At 71.9% G+C, this 18,752-nt stretch carries 14 protein-coding genes and 1 pseudogene; 4 read left to right on the forward strand and 11 right to left on the reverse strand.

Annotated elements, in window-relative coordinates; translation table 11 throughout:
- Window positions 1-74 precede the first annotated feature (74 nt).
- The 10 genes from murG to mraZ all read right to left on the reverse strand — a co-directional run bounded on the left by murG (window position 75) and on the right by mraZ (window position 12,419).
- A complete protein-coding gene (gene murG, locus QMK24_RS05965) occupies window positions 75-1,169 on the reverse strand; it encodes an undecaprenyldiphospho-muramoylpentapeptide beta-N-acetylglucosaminyltransferase (RefSeq protein ID WP_283464093.1) in 1,095 nt (364 codons plus the stop codon).
- Between the two features lie 6 nt (window positions 1,170-1,175).
- Complete coding sequence (gene ftsW, locus QMK24_RS05970) at window positions 1,176-2,570, reverse strand: putative lipid II flippase FtsW (protein ID WP_283464094.1); 1,395 nt, start codon at window positions 2,568-2,570, stop codon at window positions 1,176-1,178.
- Between the two features lie 56 nt (window positions 2,571-2,626).
- Complete coding sequence (gene murD, locus QMK24_RS05975; RefSeq protein ID WP_283464095.1) at window positions 2,627-4,072, reverse strand: UDP-N-acetylmuramoyl-L-alanine--D-glutamate ligase; 1,446 nt, start codon at window positions 4,070-4,072, stop codon at window positions 2,627-2,629.
- Window positions 4,069-5,133, reverse strand: coding sequence for a phospho-N-acetylmuramoyl-pentapeptide-transferase (gene mraY, locus QMK24_RS05980; RefSeq protein ID WP_283464097.1), 1,065 nt, complete (start codon window positions 5,131-5,133; stop codon window positions 4,069-4,071). The genes murD and mraY overlap by 4 nt, the downstream gene beginning before the upstream one ends.
- Window positions 5,130-6,542, reverse strand: coding sequence for a UDP-N-acetylmuramoyl-tripeptide--D-alanyl-D-alanine ligase (locus tag QMK24_RS05985; protein WP_283464098.1), 1,413 nt, complete (start codon window positions 6,540-6,542; stop codon window positions 5,130-5,132). The genes mraY and QMK24_RS05985 overlap by 4 nt, the downstream gene beginning before the upstream one ends.
- Window positions 6,539-8,236 carry a UDP-N-acetylmuramoyl-L-alanyl-D-glutamate--2,6-diaminopimelate ligase gene (locus QMK24_RS05990; RefSeq protein WP_283464099.1) on the reverse strand — a complete coding sequence of 566 codons (1,698 nt, stop codon included), beginning with the start codon at window positions 8,234-8,236 and terminating at the stop codon, window positions 6,539-6,541. The genes QMK24_RS05985 and QMK24_RS05990 overlap by 4 nt, the downstream gene beginning before the upstream one ends.
- Window positions 8,233-10,230 carry a peptidoglycan D,D-transpeptidase FtsI family protein gene (locus QMK24_RS05995; RefSeq protein WP_283464100.1) on the reverse strand — a complete coding sequence of 666 codons (1,998 nt, stop codon included), beginning with the start codon at window positions 10,228-10,230 and terminating at the stop codon, window positions 8,233-8,235. The genes QMK24_RS05990 and QMK24_RS05995 overlap by 4 nt, the downstream gene beginning before the upstream one ends.
- Before the next feature lie 50 nt (window positions 10,231-10,280).
- Window positions 10,281-10,763 (reverse strand): cell division protein FtsL, encoded by a 483-nt coding sequence (ftsL, locus tag QMK24_RS06000; protein WP_283464101.1) that lies wholly within the window; start codon window positions 10,761-10,763, stop codon window positions 10,281-10,283.
- A complete protein-coding gene (gene rsmH, locus QMK24_RS06005) occupies window positions 10,760-11,689 on the reverse strand; it encodes a 16S rRNA (cytosine(1402)-N(4))-methyltransferase RsmH (protein ID WP_502962479.1) in 930 nt (309 codons plus the stop codon). Before rsmH ends, ftsL begins: the two co-directional genes overlap by 4 nt.
- A 298-nt stretch (window positions 11,690-11,987) precedes the next feature.
- Entirely contained in the window at window positions 11,988-12,419 is a 432-nt protein-coding gene (gene mraZ / locus QMK24_RS06010) for a division/cell wall cluster transcriptional repressor MraZ (RefSeq protein WP_283464104.1), read from the reverse strand.
- 280 nt (window positions 12,420-12,699) lie between these two features.
- On the opposite strand from mraZ, the gene QMK24_RS06015 reads away from it, so the two are divergent.
- The 4 genes and pseudogenes from QMK24_RS06015 to QMK24_RS06030 all read left to right on the forward strand — a co-directional run.
- Window positions 12,700-13,311 carry a beta-class carbonic anhydrase gene (locus QMK24_RS06015; RefSeq protein ID WP_283464105.1) on the forward strand — a complete coding sequence of 204 codons (612 nt, stop codon included), beginning with the start codon at window positions 12,700-12,702 and terminating at the stop codon, window positions 13,309-13,311.
- A gap of 147 nt (window positions 13,312-13,458) precedes the next feature.
- Window positions 13,459-14,493 (forward strand): AAA family ATPase, encoded by a 1,035-nt coding sequence (locus QMK24_RS06020; RefSeq protein WP_283464276.1) that lies wholly within the window; start codon window positions 13,459-13,461, stop codon window positions 14,491-14,493.
- Complete coding sequence (locus tag QMK24_RS06025) at window positions 14,493-15,932, forward strand: DUF58 domain-containing protein (RefSeq protein WP_283464106.1); 1,440 nt, start codon at window positions 14,493-14,495, stop codon at window positions 15,930-15,932. Before QMK24_RS06020 ends, QMK24_RS06025 begins: the two co-directional genes overlap by 1 nt.
- A pseudogene (locus tag QMK24_RS06030) lies at window positions 15,929-18,319 on the forward strand (transglutaminase TgpA family protein); the annotation flags it as partial. The gene QMK24_RS06025 and the pseudogene QMK24_RS06030, both read left to right, overlap by 4 nt.
- A 39-nt stretch (window positions 18,320-18,358) precedes the next feature.
- Here the strand turns inward: QMK24_RS06030 and QMK24_RS06035 are convergent.
- The gene (locus QMK24_RS06035; RefSeq protein WP_283464277.1) at window positions 18,359-18,748 is read right to left on the reverse strand and encodes an SCO2097 family morphological protein; all 390 of its coding nucleotides are present in this window, start codon (window positions 18,746-18,748) and stop codon (window positions 18,359-18,361) included.
- Between the last annotated feature and the right edge of the window lie 4 nt (window positions 18,749-18,752).

Below are 18,752 nucleotides of genomic sequence, written 5' to 3' on the forward strand. Positions count from 1 at the left end.
TCCCGCGCCCTCGGCCGCCCCCGGCCCGTGACCGGGGGCGCCTTGGTCTCCAAACCCGCCGGGGGGCGGGGCTCCTATCCTGCCCGGCGGGCGGCGATGGCCTCGTACACCATGCCGACCAGCAGGTCGTCGGCGTCGGGGCGGCCGAACTCCGCGGCGGAGCGGGACATCTCGTACAGCCGGTGCGGATCGGTGAGCACCGGGAGGACGTTGCCGATGACCCAGTCCGGCGTCAGTTCCGCGTCGTCGACCAGCAGCCCGCCGCCGGCCTTCACCAGCGGCTGGGCGTTGAGGCGCTGTTCGCCGTTGCCGATGGGCAGCGGGACGTAGGCGGCCGGCAGGCCGACCGCGGACAGCTCGGCGACCGTCATGGCGCCGGCCCGGCAGAGCATCATGTCGGCGGCGGCGTACGCGAGATCCATCCGGTCGATGTACGGGACCGGACGGTAGGGCGGCATACCGGGCATGTTGTCGGCGACCGGCAGTTCGTTCTTCGGGCCGACGGCGTGCAGGATCTGGATGCCGGACTGCTGCAGTCGCGGAGCGACCGTCGCGATCACCTCGTTCAGCCGGCGTGCGCCCTGGGATCCACCGGAAACGAGCAGAGTCGGAAGATTCTGGTCGAGTCCGAAGGCGGCCCGTGCCTCGGCGCGCCTGCCGGCGCGGTCGAGGGTGGCGATCGAACGGCGCAGCGGGATGCCGATGTACCGCGCGTTGCGCAGCTTGCTGTCCGGGCTGCTGACGGCGACGCCGTGGGCGTAGCGGGAGCCGATCTTGTTGGCGAGGCCGGGGCGGGCGTTGGCCTCGTGGACGACGATCGGCACGCCGAGGCGCTTGGCGGCGAGATAGCCGGGCAGCGCGACATAGCCGCCGAACCCGACGACCACATCCGCCTTGGTGCGTTCCAGGATCTGCTCCGCGGCCTTGATGGTGCCGCGCAGCCGTCCGGGGACGGTGATCAGTTCGGGAGTGGGCCGGCGTGGCAGTGGAACGGCCGGGATGAGCGCCAGTTCATAACCGCGCTCCGGGACGAGCCTGGTCTCCAGGCCCTTCTCCGTGCCGAGCGCTGTGATTCCTACGGTCGGGTCCTGCCTGCGCAGGGCATCGGCGAGCGCGAGCGCAGGCTCGATGTGGCCGGCGGTCCCCCCACCGGCGAGTACGACATGCACCGAAATTCACCGCTCTCCGGACGGCCGTCTCTTGACGAACCGTCTCATCGTCCGTGTCATAGCCCCCGTCAGGGAACCGCGCCCGCGTATGGCAAGTGCCGCTCGCGCCCCGGGCTCACTCCTTGCGAAGGAGATGAGCAACCCGATCGCGAACATCGTCGGCAGGAGGGCCGAACCTCCGTAGGAGAACAGCGGAAGCGGGACTCCGGCGATCGGCAGCAGGCCGAGCACCGCACCAATGTTGATCACGGCCTGAGCCGTGATCCAGGTTGTCACGCCACCCGCTGCGAACCTGACGAAGGGGTCCTCCGTACGACCGGCCACGCGGATACCCGCATAGCCTAGGGCCGCGAAGAGGGCGAGAACCGACAGCGTCCCCGCGAGACCCAGTTCCTCCCCGGTGACGGCGAAGATGAAGTCGGTGTGCGGCTCGGGCAGTTCGCCCCATTTCTCCATACTCGCACCGAGTCCGGAACCGAACCAGCCACCGGAGGCGAGCGCGTAGATCCCGTGCACCGCCTGCCAGCACTGGTCGTGGGTGCCCGGATCGCTCGCGGCGATGCAGCCGAGCCGGGACATCCGGTTGGGACTGGTCCTGATCGCCAGAAACGCGAGGAAGGCGGCGCCGGAAAGTACTCCCGCGAACAACCGGGTCGGCGCACCGGCAAGCCACAGCAGTCCGAAGAGAATCGCCGTGAGGATGATCGTGGTGCCCATGTCGCCGCCGAGCATGATCAGGCCGAGCACCATGAATGTCACGGGCACCAGCGGGACCAGCAGGTGCTTCCACTGGATGAGCAGGTTCTTGTCGCTCTTGCGGGCCAGCAGGTCGGAGCCCCACAGGACGAGCGCGAGCTTGCCGAATTCACTGGGCTGAAGCTGGAAAGGCCCGCCGAGAGAGATCCAGTTGGTATTGCCGTTGACCGTTTCCCCTATTCCCGGCACCTGGACCAGGCACATCAGGAAAACCGCGCCGAGCAGCAGCGGATACGCCAGCGCGCGGTGCAGCTTGACGGGCATACGCGCCGCGGAGATCAACAGCACGGTGCCGATGGCGGCCGCGAGCAGTTGCTTGCGGAAGTAGTACGTGGACGGGTAGCCGTAGCGCAGCGCCTGGATCATCGAGGCGGAGTAGACCATCACCAGGCCCAGCACGGTGATGAGCAGGCTGCCGCCGAGGATCAGGTAATACGCCGTGAGCGGGCGGTCCCAGGCCGCCTGGAGCCGGTTGTGGAGCCTGCGCGGGCCACCCAGGGCGCCGGGCCGGGCCGCCCTGCGCTCGGGAGCGGCTACCGGGGGCCGGGCCGGGCGCGCGGTGACCCGCCTGCCCGGCAGCACGCGCGCCGCCCCCTCCCGGGAGCGGCGCTCGACGCCGCGGGCGGCGGAACGGTCTGCCGTCATGCGTCCCCTCCAGTGGTGCGCTGGGCCGGGGTGTTCAGCGGCGCGGGGACGCCCGGCTAGTTGTCGTGTCCCGCGCTCTCGGGTGCCAGGGCCCGCACGGCCCCGGCGAATGCCTCGCCACGCTCGCCGTAGTTGGTGAACATGTCCATGGAGGCGCAGGCCGGTGCCAGCAGGACCGTGTCACCCGGCCGGGAGAGCTCCCGCGCCGCCCGCACCGCCGCGGCCATCGCCCCAGTGTCGGTCCGTTCCAGGTCGGTCACCGGGACCTCGGGGGCGTGTCGTGCGAGCGCTTCGCGGATCAGCGCGCGGTCGGCGCCGATCAGCACCACGCCGCGCAGCCGCGGGGCGGCCTTGCGCACCAACTCGTCGAACACGGCGCCCTTGGCGAGTCCGCCCGCGATCCACACAATGGATTCGTAGGCGGCCAGGGACGCCTCGGCGGCGTGGGTGTTGGTGGCCTTGGAGTCGTCCACGTAGGCGACCCCGCCGACGGTCTCCACGAGGGAGATGCGGTGGGCGTCGGGCCGGAAGGCCCGCAGTCCGTCGCGTACGGCGGCCGGTTCGACGCCGAAGGCGCGGGCCAGCGCCGCGGCGGCCAGGGCGTTGGCGATGTTGTGCGGGGCGGGCGGCTGGATGTCGGAGACTTCCGCCAGCTCCTGGGCGTTCTTGTGCCGGCTGTCGACGAAGGCGCGGTCGATCAGGATGCCGTCCACGACGCCGAACTCGGACGGGCGGGGGCTGCCGAGGGTGAAGCCGATCGCGCGGGCGCCCTCCTCGACGTCGGCCGCGCGGACCAGCGCCTCGGTAGCCGGGTCGGCGGTGTTGTAGACGCAGGCGACCTGGTTTCCCTCGTAGATTCGGCCCTTGTCGGCGGCGTACGCCTCCATGGAACCGTGCCAGTCGAGGTGGTCGGGCGCGAGGTTCAGGACCACCGCGGAGTGCGGTCGGACGCTGGGCGCCCAGTGCAGCTGGTAGCTGGACAGCTCGACGGCCAGGACGTCGTACTTCTCCTCGCCGAGCACGGCGTCCAGGAGCGATACGCCGATATTGCCGACGGCGGCGGTGCGCAGCCCTGCGGCCTTCAGGATGGCGGCGAGCATCTGGACGGTGGTGGTCTTGCCGTTGGTGCCGGTGACCGCCAGCCAGGGCGCGGCACTCTCACCCCGGAGCCGCCACGCCAGCTCCACATCGCCCCACACCTCGATGCCCGCCGCGGCAGCGGCCGCGAAGAGCGGGCTCGCGGGCTTCCAGCCCGGTGAGGTGACCACGAGCCGCGCGCCCTCGGGGAGCGTGTCGCCGTCGCCGAGGCGCACCGTGATGCCCAGCGCGCGCAGTTCTGCCGCCTCGCGCTGCTCGCGCTCGCCGGCGCCGCTGTTCACGACGGTGACGACGGCGCCCAGGCCGTGCAGCACCCGGGCGGCCGGCACACCGGAGACGCCCAGGCCCGCGACGGTGACGGGGACTCCGGCCAGCTGCGGTGGCGACAGGCCGGGCGCTGTCACGAGGCGGCCACCCAGCCCGCGTAGAACAGACCGAGGCCCACGGCCATGCACATGCCCTGAATGATCCAGAAGCGGACCACGACCAGGACTTCGCTCCAGCCCTTGAGTTCGAAGTGGTGCTGGAGCGGCGCCATCCGGAAGACCCGCTTGCCGGTGAGCCGGAAGGAGCCGACCTGGATGACCACGGAGAGCGTGATGAGGACGAACAGGCCGCCGAGGATCGTGAGCAGCAGCTCGGTGCGCGAGCAGATCGCCAGGCCGGCGAGCGCGCCGCCCAGGGCCAGCGAACCGGTGTCACCCATGAAGATCTTGGCCGGTGAGGTGTTCCACCACAGGAAGCCGAAGCACGCGCCCATCAGGGCCGCGGCGACGACCGCCAGGTCGAGCGGGTCCCTGACCTCGTAGCAGGCGCCGTTGGCGCTGAGCGGGGCGCCGCACCACTGGCCGTACTGCCAGACGCCGATGACGGTGTAGGCGGCGAAGACCATCACGGACGCGCCGGTGGCCAGGCCGTCGAGGCCGTCGGTGAGGTTCACGCCGTTGGACATCGCCAGGATCATGAACAGCGCCCAGATGACGAAGATCACCGGGCCGATCGTCCAGCCGAAGTCCTGGACGAAGGAGAGCTTGGTGGACGCCGGGGTCTGGCCGCGCGAGTCCGAGAAGTTCAGCGCCAGGACGGCGAAGGCGACGCCGACGATCAGCTGGCCGCCCAGTTTCGCCTTGGCCCGCAGGCCCAGGCTCCGCTGCTTGACGATCTTGATGTAGTCGTCGAGGAAGCCGACCAGGCCGAGACCGGCGGTCAGGAACAGCACCAGCAGACCCGACATCGAAGGCCGCTCACTGGTGATGACCTTGGTGGCGGCATAGGCGACCAGGGTCGCCAGGATGAACGCGATGCCGCCCATCGTCGGGGTGCCGCGCTTGCTGTGGTGGGTCTTCGGACCATCGTCGCGGATCATCTGCCCGTAGCCCTTGCGGGCCAGCAGACGGATCAGCAACGGGGTGCCGATCAAGGACAGGAAAAGACCGAGCACACCGGATACGAGAATCTGCTTCATCGCGCGGCGACCTCACCTTCGGTGCCGTCGAGCAGCGCCAGTGCCACGCGCTCCAGTCCGACCGCCCTCGATGCCTTCACCAGCACGACGTCCCCCGGGCGCAATTCGCTGCGCAGCAGGTCGATCGCCGTCTCCGCGTCGGACACGTGCACCGACTCCTCACCCCACGAACCCTCGTTCTTGGCGCCCATATCCAACCAGGCGGCTTCCAGGCCGCCTACGGCCACGAGCTTGCTGACGTTGAGCCGGACGACCAGTCGCCCGACCGCGTCGTGCTCGGTGAGGGACTCCCCACCGAGTTCGGCCATCTCGCCGAGCACCGCCCACGTACGACGTCCGCGCCCCATGGCGGCGAGCGCGCGCAGAGCGGCTCTCATGGAGTCGGGGTTCGCGTTGTAGGCGTCGTTGACGACCGTCACGCCGTCGGGCCGCTCGGTGACCTCCATACGCCAGTGAGAAAGCGTCCCCGCACCGGAGAGCGCGGTGGCGATCTCCTCGACGGGCATGCCCAGTTCACGGGCGACGGCGGCCGCGGCGAGCGCGTTCGACACGTGGTGCTCACCGTACAGGCGCAAGGTCACTTCGGCGCACCCGGCCGGTGTGCGGAGTGTGAAGAGCGGCTGACCTCGGTCGTTGAGGCGGACATTCTCCGCACGGATGCCGGCGTCGGCGGCCTCTCCGAAGAGCACGACGCGGGCCTTCGTACGGGAGGCCATCGCGCGCACCAGCGGATCGTCGGCGTTGAGGACGGCCACTCCCCCCTGGTCGGCGGCGGGCAGCGCCTCGACGAGTTCGCCCTTGGCCAGGGCGGTTTGATCACGACCGCCGAACTCGCCGATGTGCGCGGCGCCGACGTTGAGGACGACGCCGATCCGCGGCGGGGTGAGCCCGGCGAGGTACCGGATGTGGCCGATGCCGCGGGCGCCCATCTCCAGCACGAGGTGCCGGGTGGACTCGTCGGCGCGCAGCGCGGTGAGCGGCAGCCCGATCTCGTTGTTGAACGAGCCGGGTGTCCACACCGTGGGCGCGTGCCGTTCCAGCAGCTGGGCCATCAGGTCCTTGGTGCTGGTCTTGCCCGCGGAACCGGTGAGCGCCACGGTGGTCGCGCCGAGCCGCGCGATGACGGTCCTGGCGAGGGCGCCGAGCGCGGCGACCACGTCGTCGACGACGATCGCGGGCACGCCGACCGGGCGGGAGGCGAGTACCGCCACCGCTCCGTCCTTCACGGCGCCCTCGGCGAACGTGTGGCCGTCCACGCGCTCGCCCGGCAGCGCGGCGAACAGCGCGCCGGGCACCACGTCCCTGGAGTCGATGACCACGGGGCCCGTCACGCGCGTCCCTGGTTCCGGTATGTCGTGCATCCTCCCGCTGACCGCGTCGGCGACCTCGGCGAGGGTGAGTGGGATCACAGCTGTTCCTGGTCCTTCTCGATGGCGGCGCGCAGTACTTCCCGGTCGTCGAAGGGGCGTACCACTCCGGCGATGTCCTGGCCCTGTTCGTGGCCCTTGCCCGCGACCAGCACGATGTCGCCGGGCTGGGCGCGGGCTACGGCGATGGCGATGGCGGCGGCCCGGTCGGGCTCGACGATGACGTGTCCGCGCTCGAAGGCGGGTACCTCGGCGGCTCCGTTCAGCATCGCGGCGAGGATAGCGAGGGGGTCCTCGGAGCGCGGGTTGTCGGACGTGAGTACGGCGGTGTCCGCGAGCCGCGCGCAGGCGGCGCCCATCGGGCCCCGCTTGTGCTGGTCGCGGTCGCCACCGCAGCCGAGTACGGCGTGGATGCGGCCCTCGGTGGTCTTGCGCAGGGCGCGCAGCACGGACTCGACGGCGTCGGTCTTGTGCGCGTAGTCCACCACCGCGAGATACGGCTGGCCGGCGTCCACGCCCTCCAGCCGGCCGGGGACGCCGGGGACCGCGGCGACACCGTCCGCGGCGGTCTGCGGGTCGATCCCGGCGATGACGAGCGCGGTGATGGCGGCGAGGGTGTTGGCGACGTTGAACGGGCCCGGCAGCGGGGCGGCGGCCCGCGCCGTCTCGCCCTTGGGGCCGAGGACGGTGAAGGTGCTGCCCAACGGGCCGGTCGCGACGTCGACGGCGCGCCAGTCGGCGTCCGGGTTCCCCTCGGCGGAGAACGTGGTGACCGGGACCCCGGCCTCGGCGACGAGCCGCCGGCCGTAGGCGTCGTCGAGGTTGACGACGCCTACCCGGCTGCGCTGCGGCGTGAACAGCCGCGCCTTCGCCTGGAAGTAGTCCTCCATGCCCGTGTGGAATTCCATGTGCTCGGGGCTGAGGTTGTTGAAGACCGCCACGTCGAAGACCGCGCCGTCCACCCGGCCGAGCACCAGCGCGTGGCTGGAGACCTCCATGACCACCGACCGGACGCCCCGCTCGCGCATCAAGGCGAACAGCGCCTGCAGGTCGGTGGCCTCGGGGGTGGTGCGCTCGCTCTTGATCCGCTCGTCGCCGATCCGCGACTCGACGGTGCCGATCAGGCCGGTGGCCCTGCCGCCCTCCCGTCGCCCATCACCACCCTTGGCGGACAGCGCTGCGCGCTGCTCCTCATGTGCCCGCAGGCCGCCTTCGACGAGATACGCCGTGGTGGTCTTGCCCGAGGTGCCGGTGATGCCGATCTGCAGCAGGTCCCGGCCGGGGTCGTCGTAGATCGCGGCGGCCAGCGCGCCCATCCGGGACCGTGGATCGTCCACGGTCAGGACCGGCAGACCGGTGGCCGCGGCGCGCGCGGAGCCCGCCAAATCGGTGAGGATCGCGACCGCGCCCAGGTCCGCGGCCTGGGCGGCGAAGTCCGCTCCGTGGAAGCGGGCGCCCGGCAGCGCCGCGTAGACGTCGCCGGGGCGGACCGCCCGTGAGTCGTGGGTGATGCCAGTGGCGGGGGCGCCGTCCGCGGGCAGCGCCGCGCCCAGATGCGCGGCCAGCTCCGCCAGCGCTTTGGGTCGGACGTGGGACGGGCGCGGGGCACCCGGCTGCTTGAGGGAGGACTGATCAGCTTTTGGCACGGCGGTGAGGTTACCGGGCTGGCCGGGGTCGGGGCCAAAAGGCCCCCGGTCCCGGACCGGCCGGTCGCCGTCGGATGTGATCGTTGTCACCTCTTTGCGGGGTCGAACTCGACGGGCAGGTGCGGTGCCTCCTTGCCGGAGGGCGCGGCCTGCAGGGATTTGAGGGCGAATTCCATGACCTGCTTGAAGACCGGGCCGCAGATCTGACCACCGAAGTAGCTGCCGCTGGTCGGGTTCTGGATCACGCAGGAAACCGTGACGCGGGGGTCGTCGGCGGGTGCGAAGCCCAGGAAGGAGGCCGTGTAGCCCTTGTAGCGGCCGGTGACCGGGTCCACCCGGTTGGCCGTGCCGGTCTTGCCCGCGACCCGGTAGCCGGCGATGCGGGCCTTGCTGCCGGTGCCCTGTTCGTCACCGACCACGGACTCCAGCATGGTGGCCAGGGTCGTGGCGGTCTTCTCGCTGACCACCCGGGACTTCGCGGGCGCCTCCGACGGTACGAAGCGGCCATCGGGCCCGGTGATGCCGCGGATCAGGCTGGGCGCCACGCGCACCCCGCCGTTGGCGACCGTCGAGTAGACCGAGGTGGCCTGCAGGGCGCTGAGCGACAGGCCCTGGCCGAACGGGATCGTGTACTGCTGGGAGCCGTTCCAGTTCTGGGGCTTGGCCAGGATGCCGCGGGTCTCGCCGGGGAAGCCGAGGCCCGTGGGATCCCCGATCCCGAACTTCTTCAGATACGAGTACAGCACCTTGTTCGCCTCGGCCTGGGTCCTGCCGAGCTGCCCGCTCGCCAGGATCGTGCCGATGTTGCTGGACTTGGCGAGCACCCCGTTGAGGGTCAGCGACCAGGTGCCGTGGTCCACGTCGTCGTGGAAGATCCGGTCCGCGCGTGGCAGGGTGCCGGGGACCGTGACATGGGTCGCGGGGGTCGCGGCGCCCTGGTCCAGGACCGCGGCCATCGACATCAGCTTGCTGACGCTGCCGGGCTCGTAGGCGTCCTGGACCGCGGCGTTGCCCAGCGAGTTCGAGCTGGCGTGCGCGAGATCGTTCGGGTCATAGCCGGGTGCGTTGGCCATCGCGAGGATCTCGCCGGTGCGGGTGTCCTGGACGATCACATAGCCGCGGTCCGCCCTGGACTTCTGGACCTGCGCGGTGATGGCGCTCTGCGCCGCCCACTGGATATCCCGGTCGATGGTCAGCTCGACGTCCGAGCCGGGCACGGCGGGATGCTCCTGGACCCCGGCGGTGGGGACCTGGCGGCCGCTGGACTGGGCGTAGCGGATCTTGCCGGGCTCGCCCGCGAGCTCCTTGTTGAGCAGCGCCTCGAGACCGCCGCCGCCGACGCCCTCGCCGTTCACGAAGCCGATGACGCCGGCCGCGAGGTCGCCCGCCGGGTAGACCCGCTTGGTGTGGGGGTCGCTGAAGACCCCGGCGAGCACATTGACGCCCTTCGCCTTGGCCGCCTTGTCGCCCAACGCCCGCTTGAGGTCCTTGATCTGGTTCCAGACCTGCGGGGTCTGCTGCCGGGCGAGGACCTGGTAGCGGGAGTTCGGCGCGGCGAGCTTCTTCGCGATGGTCTTCGGGTCGCCGCCCACGATCGGCGCGAGCAGTTCCGCGGCCTGCGCGGGCGCGTCCTTGGTCTTCGACTGCTCGGCGGTGAACAGGAACGGGTCGGCGGTGATGTCGTACGCGTCGACGGTGGTCGCCAGGTCGGTGCCCGACCGGTCAGTGATGGTCCCCCGGTCGGCGGCGACCTCGTGCGACACCCAGCGGTTGACGGCGGCCTTGGCCGCGTACGCGGACGCGTCGACGGCCTGCACCTGCAGCAGCCGGACGACGAACGCGAGCATCACGAGCGTCAGCGCGACGCCGACGAGCCGCAGCCGGGGCCTGGGGCGGCCCAGTCGCAGCGGGGCCGAGGGGCGTGGCGGCCGCGGCCTGCGGGCGGCGGGACGCGCGGCCTGGCCCGATGCGGGGCGACTCAACCTCCCGGCGCCCTGCGCGCGCTCCGCGCCCCGGCCGCCCGCCGCCCTGGGCCCTCCGGGGCGCGGCAGCCGCCCGCGTTCCGGACGCCTGGGCTCACTCACGCGCACCGCCCCCTGGGGCGGCGCGCAGCATGCGGGGACTGGTCACGAGGTCACCTGCCGGAGGTCTGGGAAGTCGGGGCGGCCTGGGAGGTGGGCGCGGCCGCGCTGCCGGAGGGCACGGGGGTGTGCGGGGAGGGCTTGGCGGCGGCCGTGCGGTTCGCGGTCGGGGCCGCGGTGGGCGGCGGCTGGGTTCTGGCGGGTGACGCGGAGGGCCCGGCCTGGGCCTCGGTGGGATCGCCGCGGACGGTGCCGTCGGGGTTCAGGAAGGCGGGATTGCCGCCGGGCACCATGCCCAGCTCGCGGGCGCGCCGGTCGAGCGCGTCGGGCGCCTTGTACCGGTCCACGTCCTGCTGGAGCGCCTGCTCCTCGTCGGTGTACTTCTTGGTGTCCTTCTGCAGCCTGTTCAGCTCGAAGGAATCCTGGTTGACGGCCCCGTTCAGCAGCAGCAGCGAGATGAGGCCGCCGGCCAGCAGCGCCACCACCAGCAGCACGAACGGCGCGCGGGCCGCCGCGGCCGACCGGGACGGGCTCACAGCGCCTCCTCCCGGATCCGTTCCGCGCCGCGCAGCCGGGCGGGGGCGGCGCGCCGGTTCTCGGCGACCTCCTCCTCGCTCGGCAGCTCCGCACCGCGGGTGAGGAGCTTCAGCCGCGGCTGGTAGCGCTCGGGCACGACGGGCAGACCGGGCGGGGCGGTGTTGGCCGCGCCCGCCGCGAACGCCTGCTTGACGATGCGGTCCTCCAGCGACTGGTACGAGAGGACGGCGATCCGGCCCCCCACCGCGAGGGCGCCCAGCGCGGCCGGGATCGCGGCCTCCACGGCGGCGAGTTCGGCGTTGACCTCGATACGCAGCGCCTGGAAGGTGCGCTTGGCGGGGTTGCCGCCGGTCCGCTTGGCCGCCTGCGGCAGTACGTCGCGGATGAGTTCGACCAGGCGCGCGCTGTTGCTGAACGGTTCCTTCACACGCTGCTTGACCACCGCGTCGACGATCTTGCGGGCGAACTTCTCCTCGCCGTAGTTGCGCAGGATCCGCACGAGGTCGCCCGGCGGGTAGGTGTTGAGCACCTCGGCGGCGCTGATCCCGGTGGTCTGGTCCATCCGCATGTCGAGCGGGGCGTCCTGCGCGTAGGCGAAGCCGCGGTCCGCCTCGTCGAGCTGCATGGACGAGACCCCCAGGTCGAACAGGACGCCCTGGACCTTGGGGATGCCGAGCCGGGCGATGACCTCCGGCAGCTCGTCGTAGACCGCGTGCACGAGCGTGGCCCGGTCGCCGAACGGCGCGAGGCGCTCGGCGGAGAGTTTGAGGGCGGCGGGGTCGCGGTCGATGGCGACCAGCCGGGCCGCGGGGAACGTGGTCAGCAGCGCCTCGCTGTGGCCGCCGAGTCCGAGCGTGGCATCCACGACCACGGCGCCCGGTCCGGCCAGCGCGGGAGCCAGCAGGTCCAGGCAGCGCCGCAGCATCACGGGCACATGCTTCGCGGGGGTGACAGCAGGGGTGACAGCAGGGGTGGCGGCGGGGGTGAGAGCGGGGGTGGCGGCGGGGTCCGCGGGGGCGCCATGCGGCTCGGACGGCGGGACGGGGACGGCGCTCATGGGGCCCTTCTCGGATCTTCGACTCTTCAGACGTAGGACTTGGTCCCCGCCCGCTCGGGAGGGAAGTGGCCCTCTGGCGCCGGGGAAGTAGTGCCAGTGGAGCCGGAGAGCGGGAGGAGGCCGAGCCATACGTACACCGTGGTGACGTTGCGAGGAGGGGCCGGGGTCACAGTAATCCGGTCGGAACCTCCTCGGACAGGGCCGAAAAGGTGTCTTCCTGCGCGGCCAGGTACCGGTCCCAGGCCCGGGCGGACCACACCTCCACCCGGGTGTTGGCGCCGATGACCGCGCAGTCCCGGTCAAGTCCCGCGTACTCCCGCAACGGCTGCGGGACGCTGATCCGGCCCTGCTTGTCGGGCATCTCGTCGGTGGCCCCGGCGAAGAGCACCCGCATGTAGTCCCTCGCGGCCTTGGACGTCAGGGGAGCCCGGCGCAGTTCCTCGGTGACGGCCCGGAATCCGCGCAGCGGCCATACGTACAGGCAGCGCTCCTGCCCCTTGGTGATCACCAGGCCCTGCGCGAGCTGGTCCCGGAACTTGGCCGGCAGGACGAGACGGCTCTTGTCGTCGAGTCGCGGCGCGTACGTTCCGAGGAACATCCACACCTCCCGCGGCCGGGCCCTGCCGGAACCTGTCGGACACCGGTCGAGTCATCCCTGTCAAGAAGAAGCCCTGCCCCTGCCTGCGGCGGGGAGACCCCATTTCGCGCCACTTTACTCCACTAAGCCCCACGGTCAACGCAAGCAGCGGTCCGCGCGCCTCACCCGCGGTGGTGAGCGATGTGACGCTTGTGGGTTAGCTCACATCACAGCCAATTGACCGGCTTTTACCCGACCTCACAGCAGGTGGGACGGGCTCGCGCCCTCTACCGTCATTCACATGTCGATATCCGCAGCGCAGCCATCCGAGCCGGACCCCGAGTCCGCCGCCGGGTCCGGTCCCGAGTCCGCCGGCGGGTCCGGCCCCGCGTCCGCCGCCGGGTCCGGCCCCGCGTCCGTCTCCGTCATCGACCGGCTCGTCGGCGCCAACCATCGCTACGCGGTCGCCTTCCACGACCCCGGCATGGACGCCCGGCCGGTCCTGGGGGTCGCCGTCGTCGCCTGCATGGACGCCCGCCTCGACCTGCACGCCGCGCTCGGCCTCGACCTCGGCGACTGCCACACCATCCGCAACGCGGGCGGCGTCGTCACCGACGACACGATCCGTTCGCTGACCATCAGCCAGCGGGCGCTGGGCACCCGCTCCGTCATTCTCATCCACCACACCAACTGCGGTCTGGAGACCATCACCGAGGACTTCAGGACCGAACTGGAGCACGAGGTCGGCCAGCGGCCGACCTGGTCGGTCGAGGCGTTCACCGACATCGACCAGGACGTTCGCCAGTCGATGGCGCGGGTGCGTACGTCCCCGTTCCTGGCCTACACGGACGATGTGCGCGGGTTTGTCTTCGACGTCCACACCGGTCTGATGCGGGAAATCACGGCCAAGTAACGGCAGGCGAGTGACGCGGGACGCTGTTGAAGGGAACAATGCATCGTGCGGCGCCGCCTCGCCCTTCACGGCGGGCGGCCGGCCCGCATTCGGGGAGGGGCCGGTCCAGGGATGGCCGTTCCCTATGAACAGGCCGAGGAGAACCGGGTGACGACCTATGACGCGCGAGCAAGCCTCAGCGATCTGACCACGACGGCGGAGCGGGTGCGCCGGTCGGTGGAGAACGTGATCGAGGGCAAGCCCGAGGTCGTACGGCTTTCGCTGACCGTAATGCTGGCAGAGGGGCACCTCCTGATCGAGGACGTGCCGGGGGTCGGGAAGACGATGCTGGCCAAGGCGCTCGCGCGGTCCATCGACTGCTCGGTGCGGCGTATCCAGTTCACGCCCGACCTGCTGCCTTCCGACATCACCGGAGTGAGCGTCTTCGACCAGCAGCGGCGGGACTTCGAGTTCAAGCCGGGGGCGATCTTCGCGCAGATCGTGGTCGGGGACGAGATCAACCGGGCCTCGCCGAAGACCCAGTCGGCGCTGCTGGAGTCGATGGAGGAGCGGCAGGTCACCATCGACGGCACCACGTACGAACTGCCCAACCCCTTCATGGTCATCGCCACCCAGAACCCGGTGGAGATGGAGGGCACGTATCCGCTGCCCGAGGCGCAACGCGACCGCTTCATGGCCCGGGTGTCGATCGGCTACCCGAGCCCGGAGGCCGAACTGCAGATGCTCGATGTGCACGGCGGCACGCCGCCGCTGGACGATCTGCAGCCGGTTGCGCACGCCCACGAGATCGTCAAACTGATCGAAGCGGTGCGGACGGTGCATGTGTCGGACCCGGTGCGGCGCTATGCCGTGGCCCTGATCGGCGCCACTCGCCACCACCCCGATCTGCGGCTGGGCGCCTCACCGCGCGCGACGCTGCACCTGGTGCGGGCGGCCCGCGCCTCCGCGGCGCTGGACGGACGGGACTTCGTCCTGCCCGACGACATCCAGACGCTCGCCCCCGCGGTACTGGCGCACCGGCTGCTGCCGACCGCGCAGGCGCAGCTGAACCGCCGTACGCCCGAGCAGGTCGTCACCGAAATCCTGCAGCGCACGCCCGTGCCCGACCCGTCCGCGGCCGCGGCCGCGCAGCACTGGCGCCGGCCGCAGGGCTCCCAGCCGCCCGGCGCGCGGAGCGTGTGATGTCCGCCGACCCGGAGGCCGGCGGAGGGTTCCGGACGGCGCTGTCGGGGCTCACCACGCGCGGGCGGTCCTTCCTCGCGGCGGGAGCCGCGGCGGCCGTCTGCGCGTACGTCCTGGGCCAGCAGGACCTGCTGCGGGTCGGGCTGCTGCTGGCCGTCCTGCCGCTGGTGTGCGTCGCGGTGCTGTACCGCACCCGGTACCGGGTGGCGGGCAGCCGGCGGCTCGCGCCGTCGCGGGTGCCCGCGATGTCCGAGGCGCGGGTGCATTTGCGGGTGGACAATGTCTCTCGCATCCCGACCGGGCTGCTGATGCTGCAGGACCGGGTGCCGTACGTGCTCGGACCGCGGCCGCGCTTCGTGCTGGACCGGGTGGAGCCCGGCGGGCACCGCGAGGTGTCCTACCGGGTGCGCTCGGACCTGCGCGGCCGCTATCCGCTGGGGCCGCTGCAACTGCGTCTGACGGATCCCTTCGGGATGTGCGAACTGACCCGGTCCTTCAGCGCGTACGACACCCTGACCGTGGTGCCGAAGGTGGAACCGCTGCCTCCGGTCCGGCTCGCGGGTGAGGCGTCCGGCTACGGCGACAGCCGTACCCGCGCGCTGTCGCTGGCCGGCGAGGACGATGTGATCCCGCGCGGCTACCGGCACGGCGACGATCTGCGGCGGGTGCACTGGCGCTCCACCGCGAAGTACGGCGAGCTGATGGTGCGCCGCGAGGAGCAGCCGCACCGGGCCCGCTGCACCGTGCTGGTGGACACCCGGCGGCTCGCCTTCTATGGGGCGGGCCCCGACTCGGCCTTCGAGTGGGCGGTCTCCGGGGCGGCCTCGGTCTCGACCCACATGCTGGAGCGCGGCTACTCGGTACGGCTGCTGACCGACACCGGCACCAGCGTTCCGGGGCCGGAAGGCGGTGGCGGCGGCGACTCCTCGGACACCGCCGGGGTGCTGCTCGACACCCTCGCGGTGCTGGAGCACTCGGACGGCGGCGGGTTCTCGCGGGCGTACGACGTCCTGCGGGTCGGCAGCGAGGGCCTGTTGGTGGCGTTCCTCGGGGATCTGGACGAGGAGCAGGCAGCGATCGCCGGACGGATGCGGCAGCGGGCCGGCGGCGCGGTCGCGTTCGTCCTGGACAGCGCGGCGTGGGCCTCCCGTGACAGCGCGGACGCGTATCTCCCGGACGAGCCGGCGGCCGGCCCCGGGTCCGGTGCCGGTTCCGCTTCTGGTTCCGCCTCCTCCGCCTCCGGTGCCGGTTCCGGTGGCGCCTCCGGTTCCGGTGGCGACGGGCCGCAGCCGGCGGACAGCGGCGGGCGGCGGGCCGTGCGGATGCTGCGCGAGGCCGGCTGGACGGTTCTGCCGGTGCCGCCGGGCGAGGGACTGCCCGCGCTGTGGCAGCTGGCGGACCGCTACCGCTCGCGCGAAGAGGCGGGGGTGACGCCATGAGCGGACGCGCACGGCTGACGGTCTGCGCGGCGGCCGCCTCGATCATGGCGGCCTGCTCGCTGCTGCCGCTGGCGACCCCGACCGGCTGGATCCTGCAGGCCGCGTTCCTGGTCGCACTCCAGTCCACCGTCGGCGCACTGGCCCGGCGGGTGCCGCTGCCCAGGCCGCTGACAGTGCTGGCACAGGCCCTGGTCACCCTGCTGATACTGACCCTGATGTTCGTCTCGAAGAAGGCGGTGGGAGGCGTCCTGCCCGGCCCCAAGGCGTTCGCGGGGCTCGGCCGTCTGCTCAGCGACGGCCTGCGCGACGTCAGCCAGTTCGCCATCCCCGCTCCGGTGACCCCGGGCATCCGGCTGCTGCTGGTCGGCGGCGTGCTGGTGATCGCGCTGGCCGTGGACGCGCTGGCGGTGACGTACGGCAGCGCCGCTCCGGCGGGACTGCCGCTGCTCGCGCTGTACTCCGTCGCGGCCGGTCTTGCGGGCGGCGGCAGCCGCTGGCTGTGGTTCCTGATCGCCGCGGGCGGCTATCTGCTGCTGCTCCTCGCCGAGGGCCGGGACCGGCTGTCGCGGTGGGGCAGGGTCTTCGGCGGCGGGCCGCCGTCGACCGGCTGGACGGGCGGTTCCGGGATACGGGCCGAGGGCTCGGCCATGGCACCGGTGCGCACCGGCCGCCGGATCGGGGCGATGGCCCTGGGCATCGCGCTGATCGCGCCCGCCGTTCTGCCCTCGCTGGGCAACGGGCTGCTGGACGCGGCGGCCGGCGGATCGGGGCCCGGCATCAACGTCGGTTCCAACTCGGTCAACCCGGTGGTGGCACTGCAGAACAACCTCAAGCAGGCGGAGAACCGCGAGGTCCTCACCTACCGTACGAACGCGCCCAGCACGTCGGACATGTACCTGCGCATCGTCGCCCTCGACCAGTTCGACGGTACGCAGTGGAGGGCCGCCGAGCACCCGCTGTCCGACATCCCCGACGTGTTCCCGGCACCGGCCGGCCTGGGCCCCGACATAAAGGCCACCGAGATCATCACCTCGGTCGCCGCGGACGGGGACTACGCGCAGAGCTGGCTGCCGCTCCCCTATCCCGCCGAAAAGCTGCAGGTCGGCGGCCACTGGCGGTTCGACAAGGAGGGGCGCACGGTCATCGGTGACCGCAATCAGAACACCAGGGGCGTGAAGTACAAGGTCACGAGCCTGCAGGTGCAGCCGACGGCCGCGCAGCTGGCCGAGGCCCCGGAACCGGCCTCCGCGTTCAAGGAGGAGTACACCCGGGTCCCCGACTCGCTGCCCGAGGTGGTGAGCAGAACCGCGGCACAGGTGACCCGGGGCGCGGCGAACCCGTACGAGCAGGCCGTGGCCCTGCAGCGGTACTTCCACTCCGGGAACTTCCTGTACAGCACCCAGGTGAAGTCGGGCACCGGCGTCGACGCCATCTCCCGGTTCCTCAAGGACAAGCAGGGGTTCTGCATTCATTTCGCCTTCACCATGGCGGCGATGGCGCGCACCCTGCACATCCCGGCCCGGGTCGCGGTCGGCTTCGCACCGGGCAACGGGCCCCGGTCCGACGGTACGGTCTCGGTGGGGCTCAAGGACGCCCACGCCTGGCCCGAGCTGTACTTCGAGGGCATCGGCTGGACCCGCTTCGAGCCCACCCCGTTCCGCGGCACCGCCCCCAACTACACGGTGGACCAGCCACCGGCCACCGGCGGCGGCCCGTCCGTCCCGGACCACGGCAAGAGCGCCGCTCCGAGCGCCGGTGCCTCCGCCTCGGCGAGCTGCTCGGTCAAGGACAAGGCGCTGGGCGACTGCACCCCGCTCGGGCAGGACACCGGCAGCGGGCCGACCGGCTCCGGGATCAGCCTCGCCCGGCTGGCCGGTATCGCCCTGCCGGTGCTGCTGGTACTCGGGGTGCCCCTGCTGCCGCTGCTGTGGCGCCGCCGTGAGCGGTCCCGGCGGCTCGGCGGCGGGCGGGGCCAAGAGGAGGGCGCCAGGACGCTCACGGCCTGGCGGGAGCTCGTCGACACCGCATGGGACTACGGGATCCTGCCCGACGAGTCCGAGACACCGCGCCGGGCCACCGCCCGGCTGGTGCGGGACGGCGGACTCGACGAGGCGGCGGCGCAGGCAGCGGGCCGTGTCGCGGCCGCCGTGGAACAGGTGCTGTACGCGCACCGGCCGCGGCCGGTGACCGGGCTGGCGGCGGATGTCCGCCAAGTACGGGACGGGCTGCACCGGGCGGCCGGGCGGCGCGGGCGGCTGCGCGCGGTGGTCCTGCCGCGTTCGGCCGCCCGGGTGATCTGGCGTCTGTCGGAACAGTGGTCGGCCACGACGCAGCGCTGGACCGCCGCGGTGCGGCCGGTCACCGACGCGATACGCCGGCCTTCGCGCCATGCCTGTTCAAGCCGTGAGAACCTCCGGCGGCGGCCGCTAGCGGTCCTGCCCGTCCCTGCGGCGCTGCCAGCGCTCCTCGATCCGGTCCATGACCTTGCCCCTGCGACGGGGGTGGCCACGGCCTGCGGCTGCGGCGGGCTGCTGCTCACCGGGTTTGCCGGCCTTCCGCCAACCAGTGACCGCGAGCACGGCACAGGCAAGCATGACGAGGAATCCGACCACACTGATCCAGGGCTGCTGCTTGATCATTCCAGCCATCAGCAGAGCAATACCCACCAGGAAGCCCGCTACCGCTTGGTAGACGCGCCGCCGGGTATAGGTGCGCAGCCCGCTTCCCTCAAGCGCCGACGCGAACTTGGGATCTTCGGCGTACAGCGCTCGCTCCATCTGCTCGAGCATGCGCTGCTCGTGCTCCGAGAGCGGCACGGAG

This window comes from Streptomyces sp. PH10-H1 (genome assembly GCF_030063355.1).
GTDB lineage: Bacteria > Actinomycetota > Actinomycetes > Streptomycetales > Streptomycetaceae > Actinacidiphila.

Coding starts and splice junctions, on each gene's coding strand:
- mraY (WP_283464097.1), bottom strand. CDS start 5,133: ATGAAGCAGATTCTCGTATCCGGTGTGCTCGGTCTTTTCCTGTCCTTG.
- mraZ (WP_283464104.1), bottom strand. CDS start 12,419: ATGTTCCTCGGAACGTACGCGCCGCGACTCGACGACAAGAGCCGTCTC.
- rsmH (WP_502962479.1), bottom strand. CDS start 11,689: ATGCTGCGGCGCTGCCTGGACCTGCTGGCTCCCGCGCTGGCCGGACCG.
- QMK24_RS06015 (WP_283464105.1), top strand. CDS start 12,700: ATGTCGATATCCGCAGCGCAGCCATCCGAGCCGGACCCCGAGTCCGCC.
- QMK24_RS06025 (WP_283464106.1), top strand. CDS start 14,493: ATGTCCGCCGACCCGGAGGCCGGCGGAGGGTTCCGGACGGCGCTGTCG.
- ftsW (WP_283464094.1), bottom strand. CDS start 2,570: ATGACGGCAGACCGTTCCGCCGCCCGCGGCGTCGAGCGCCGCTCCCGG.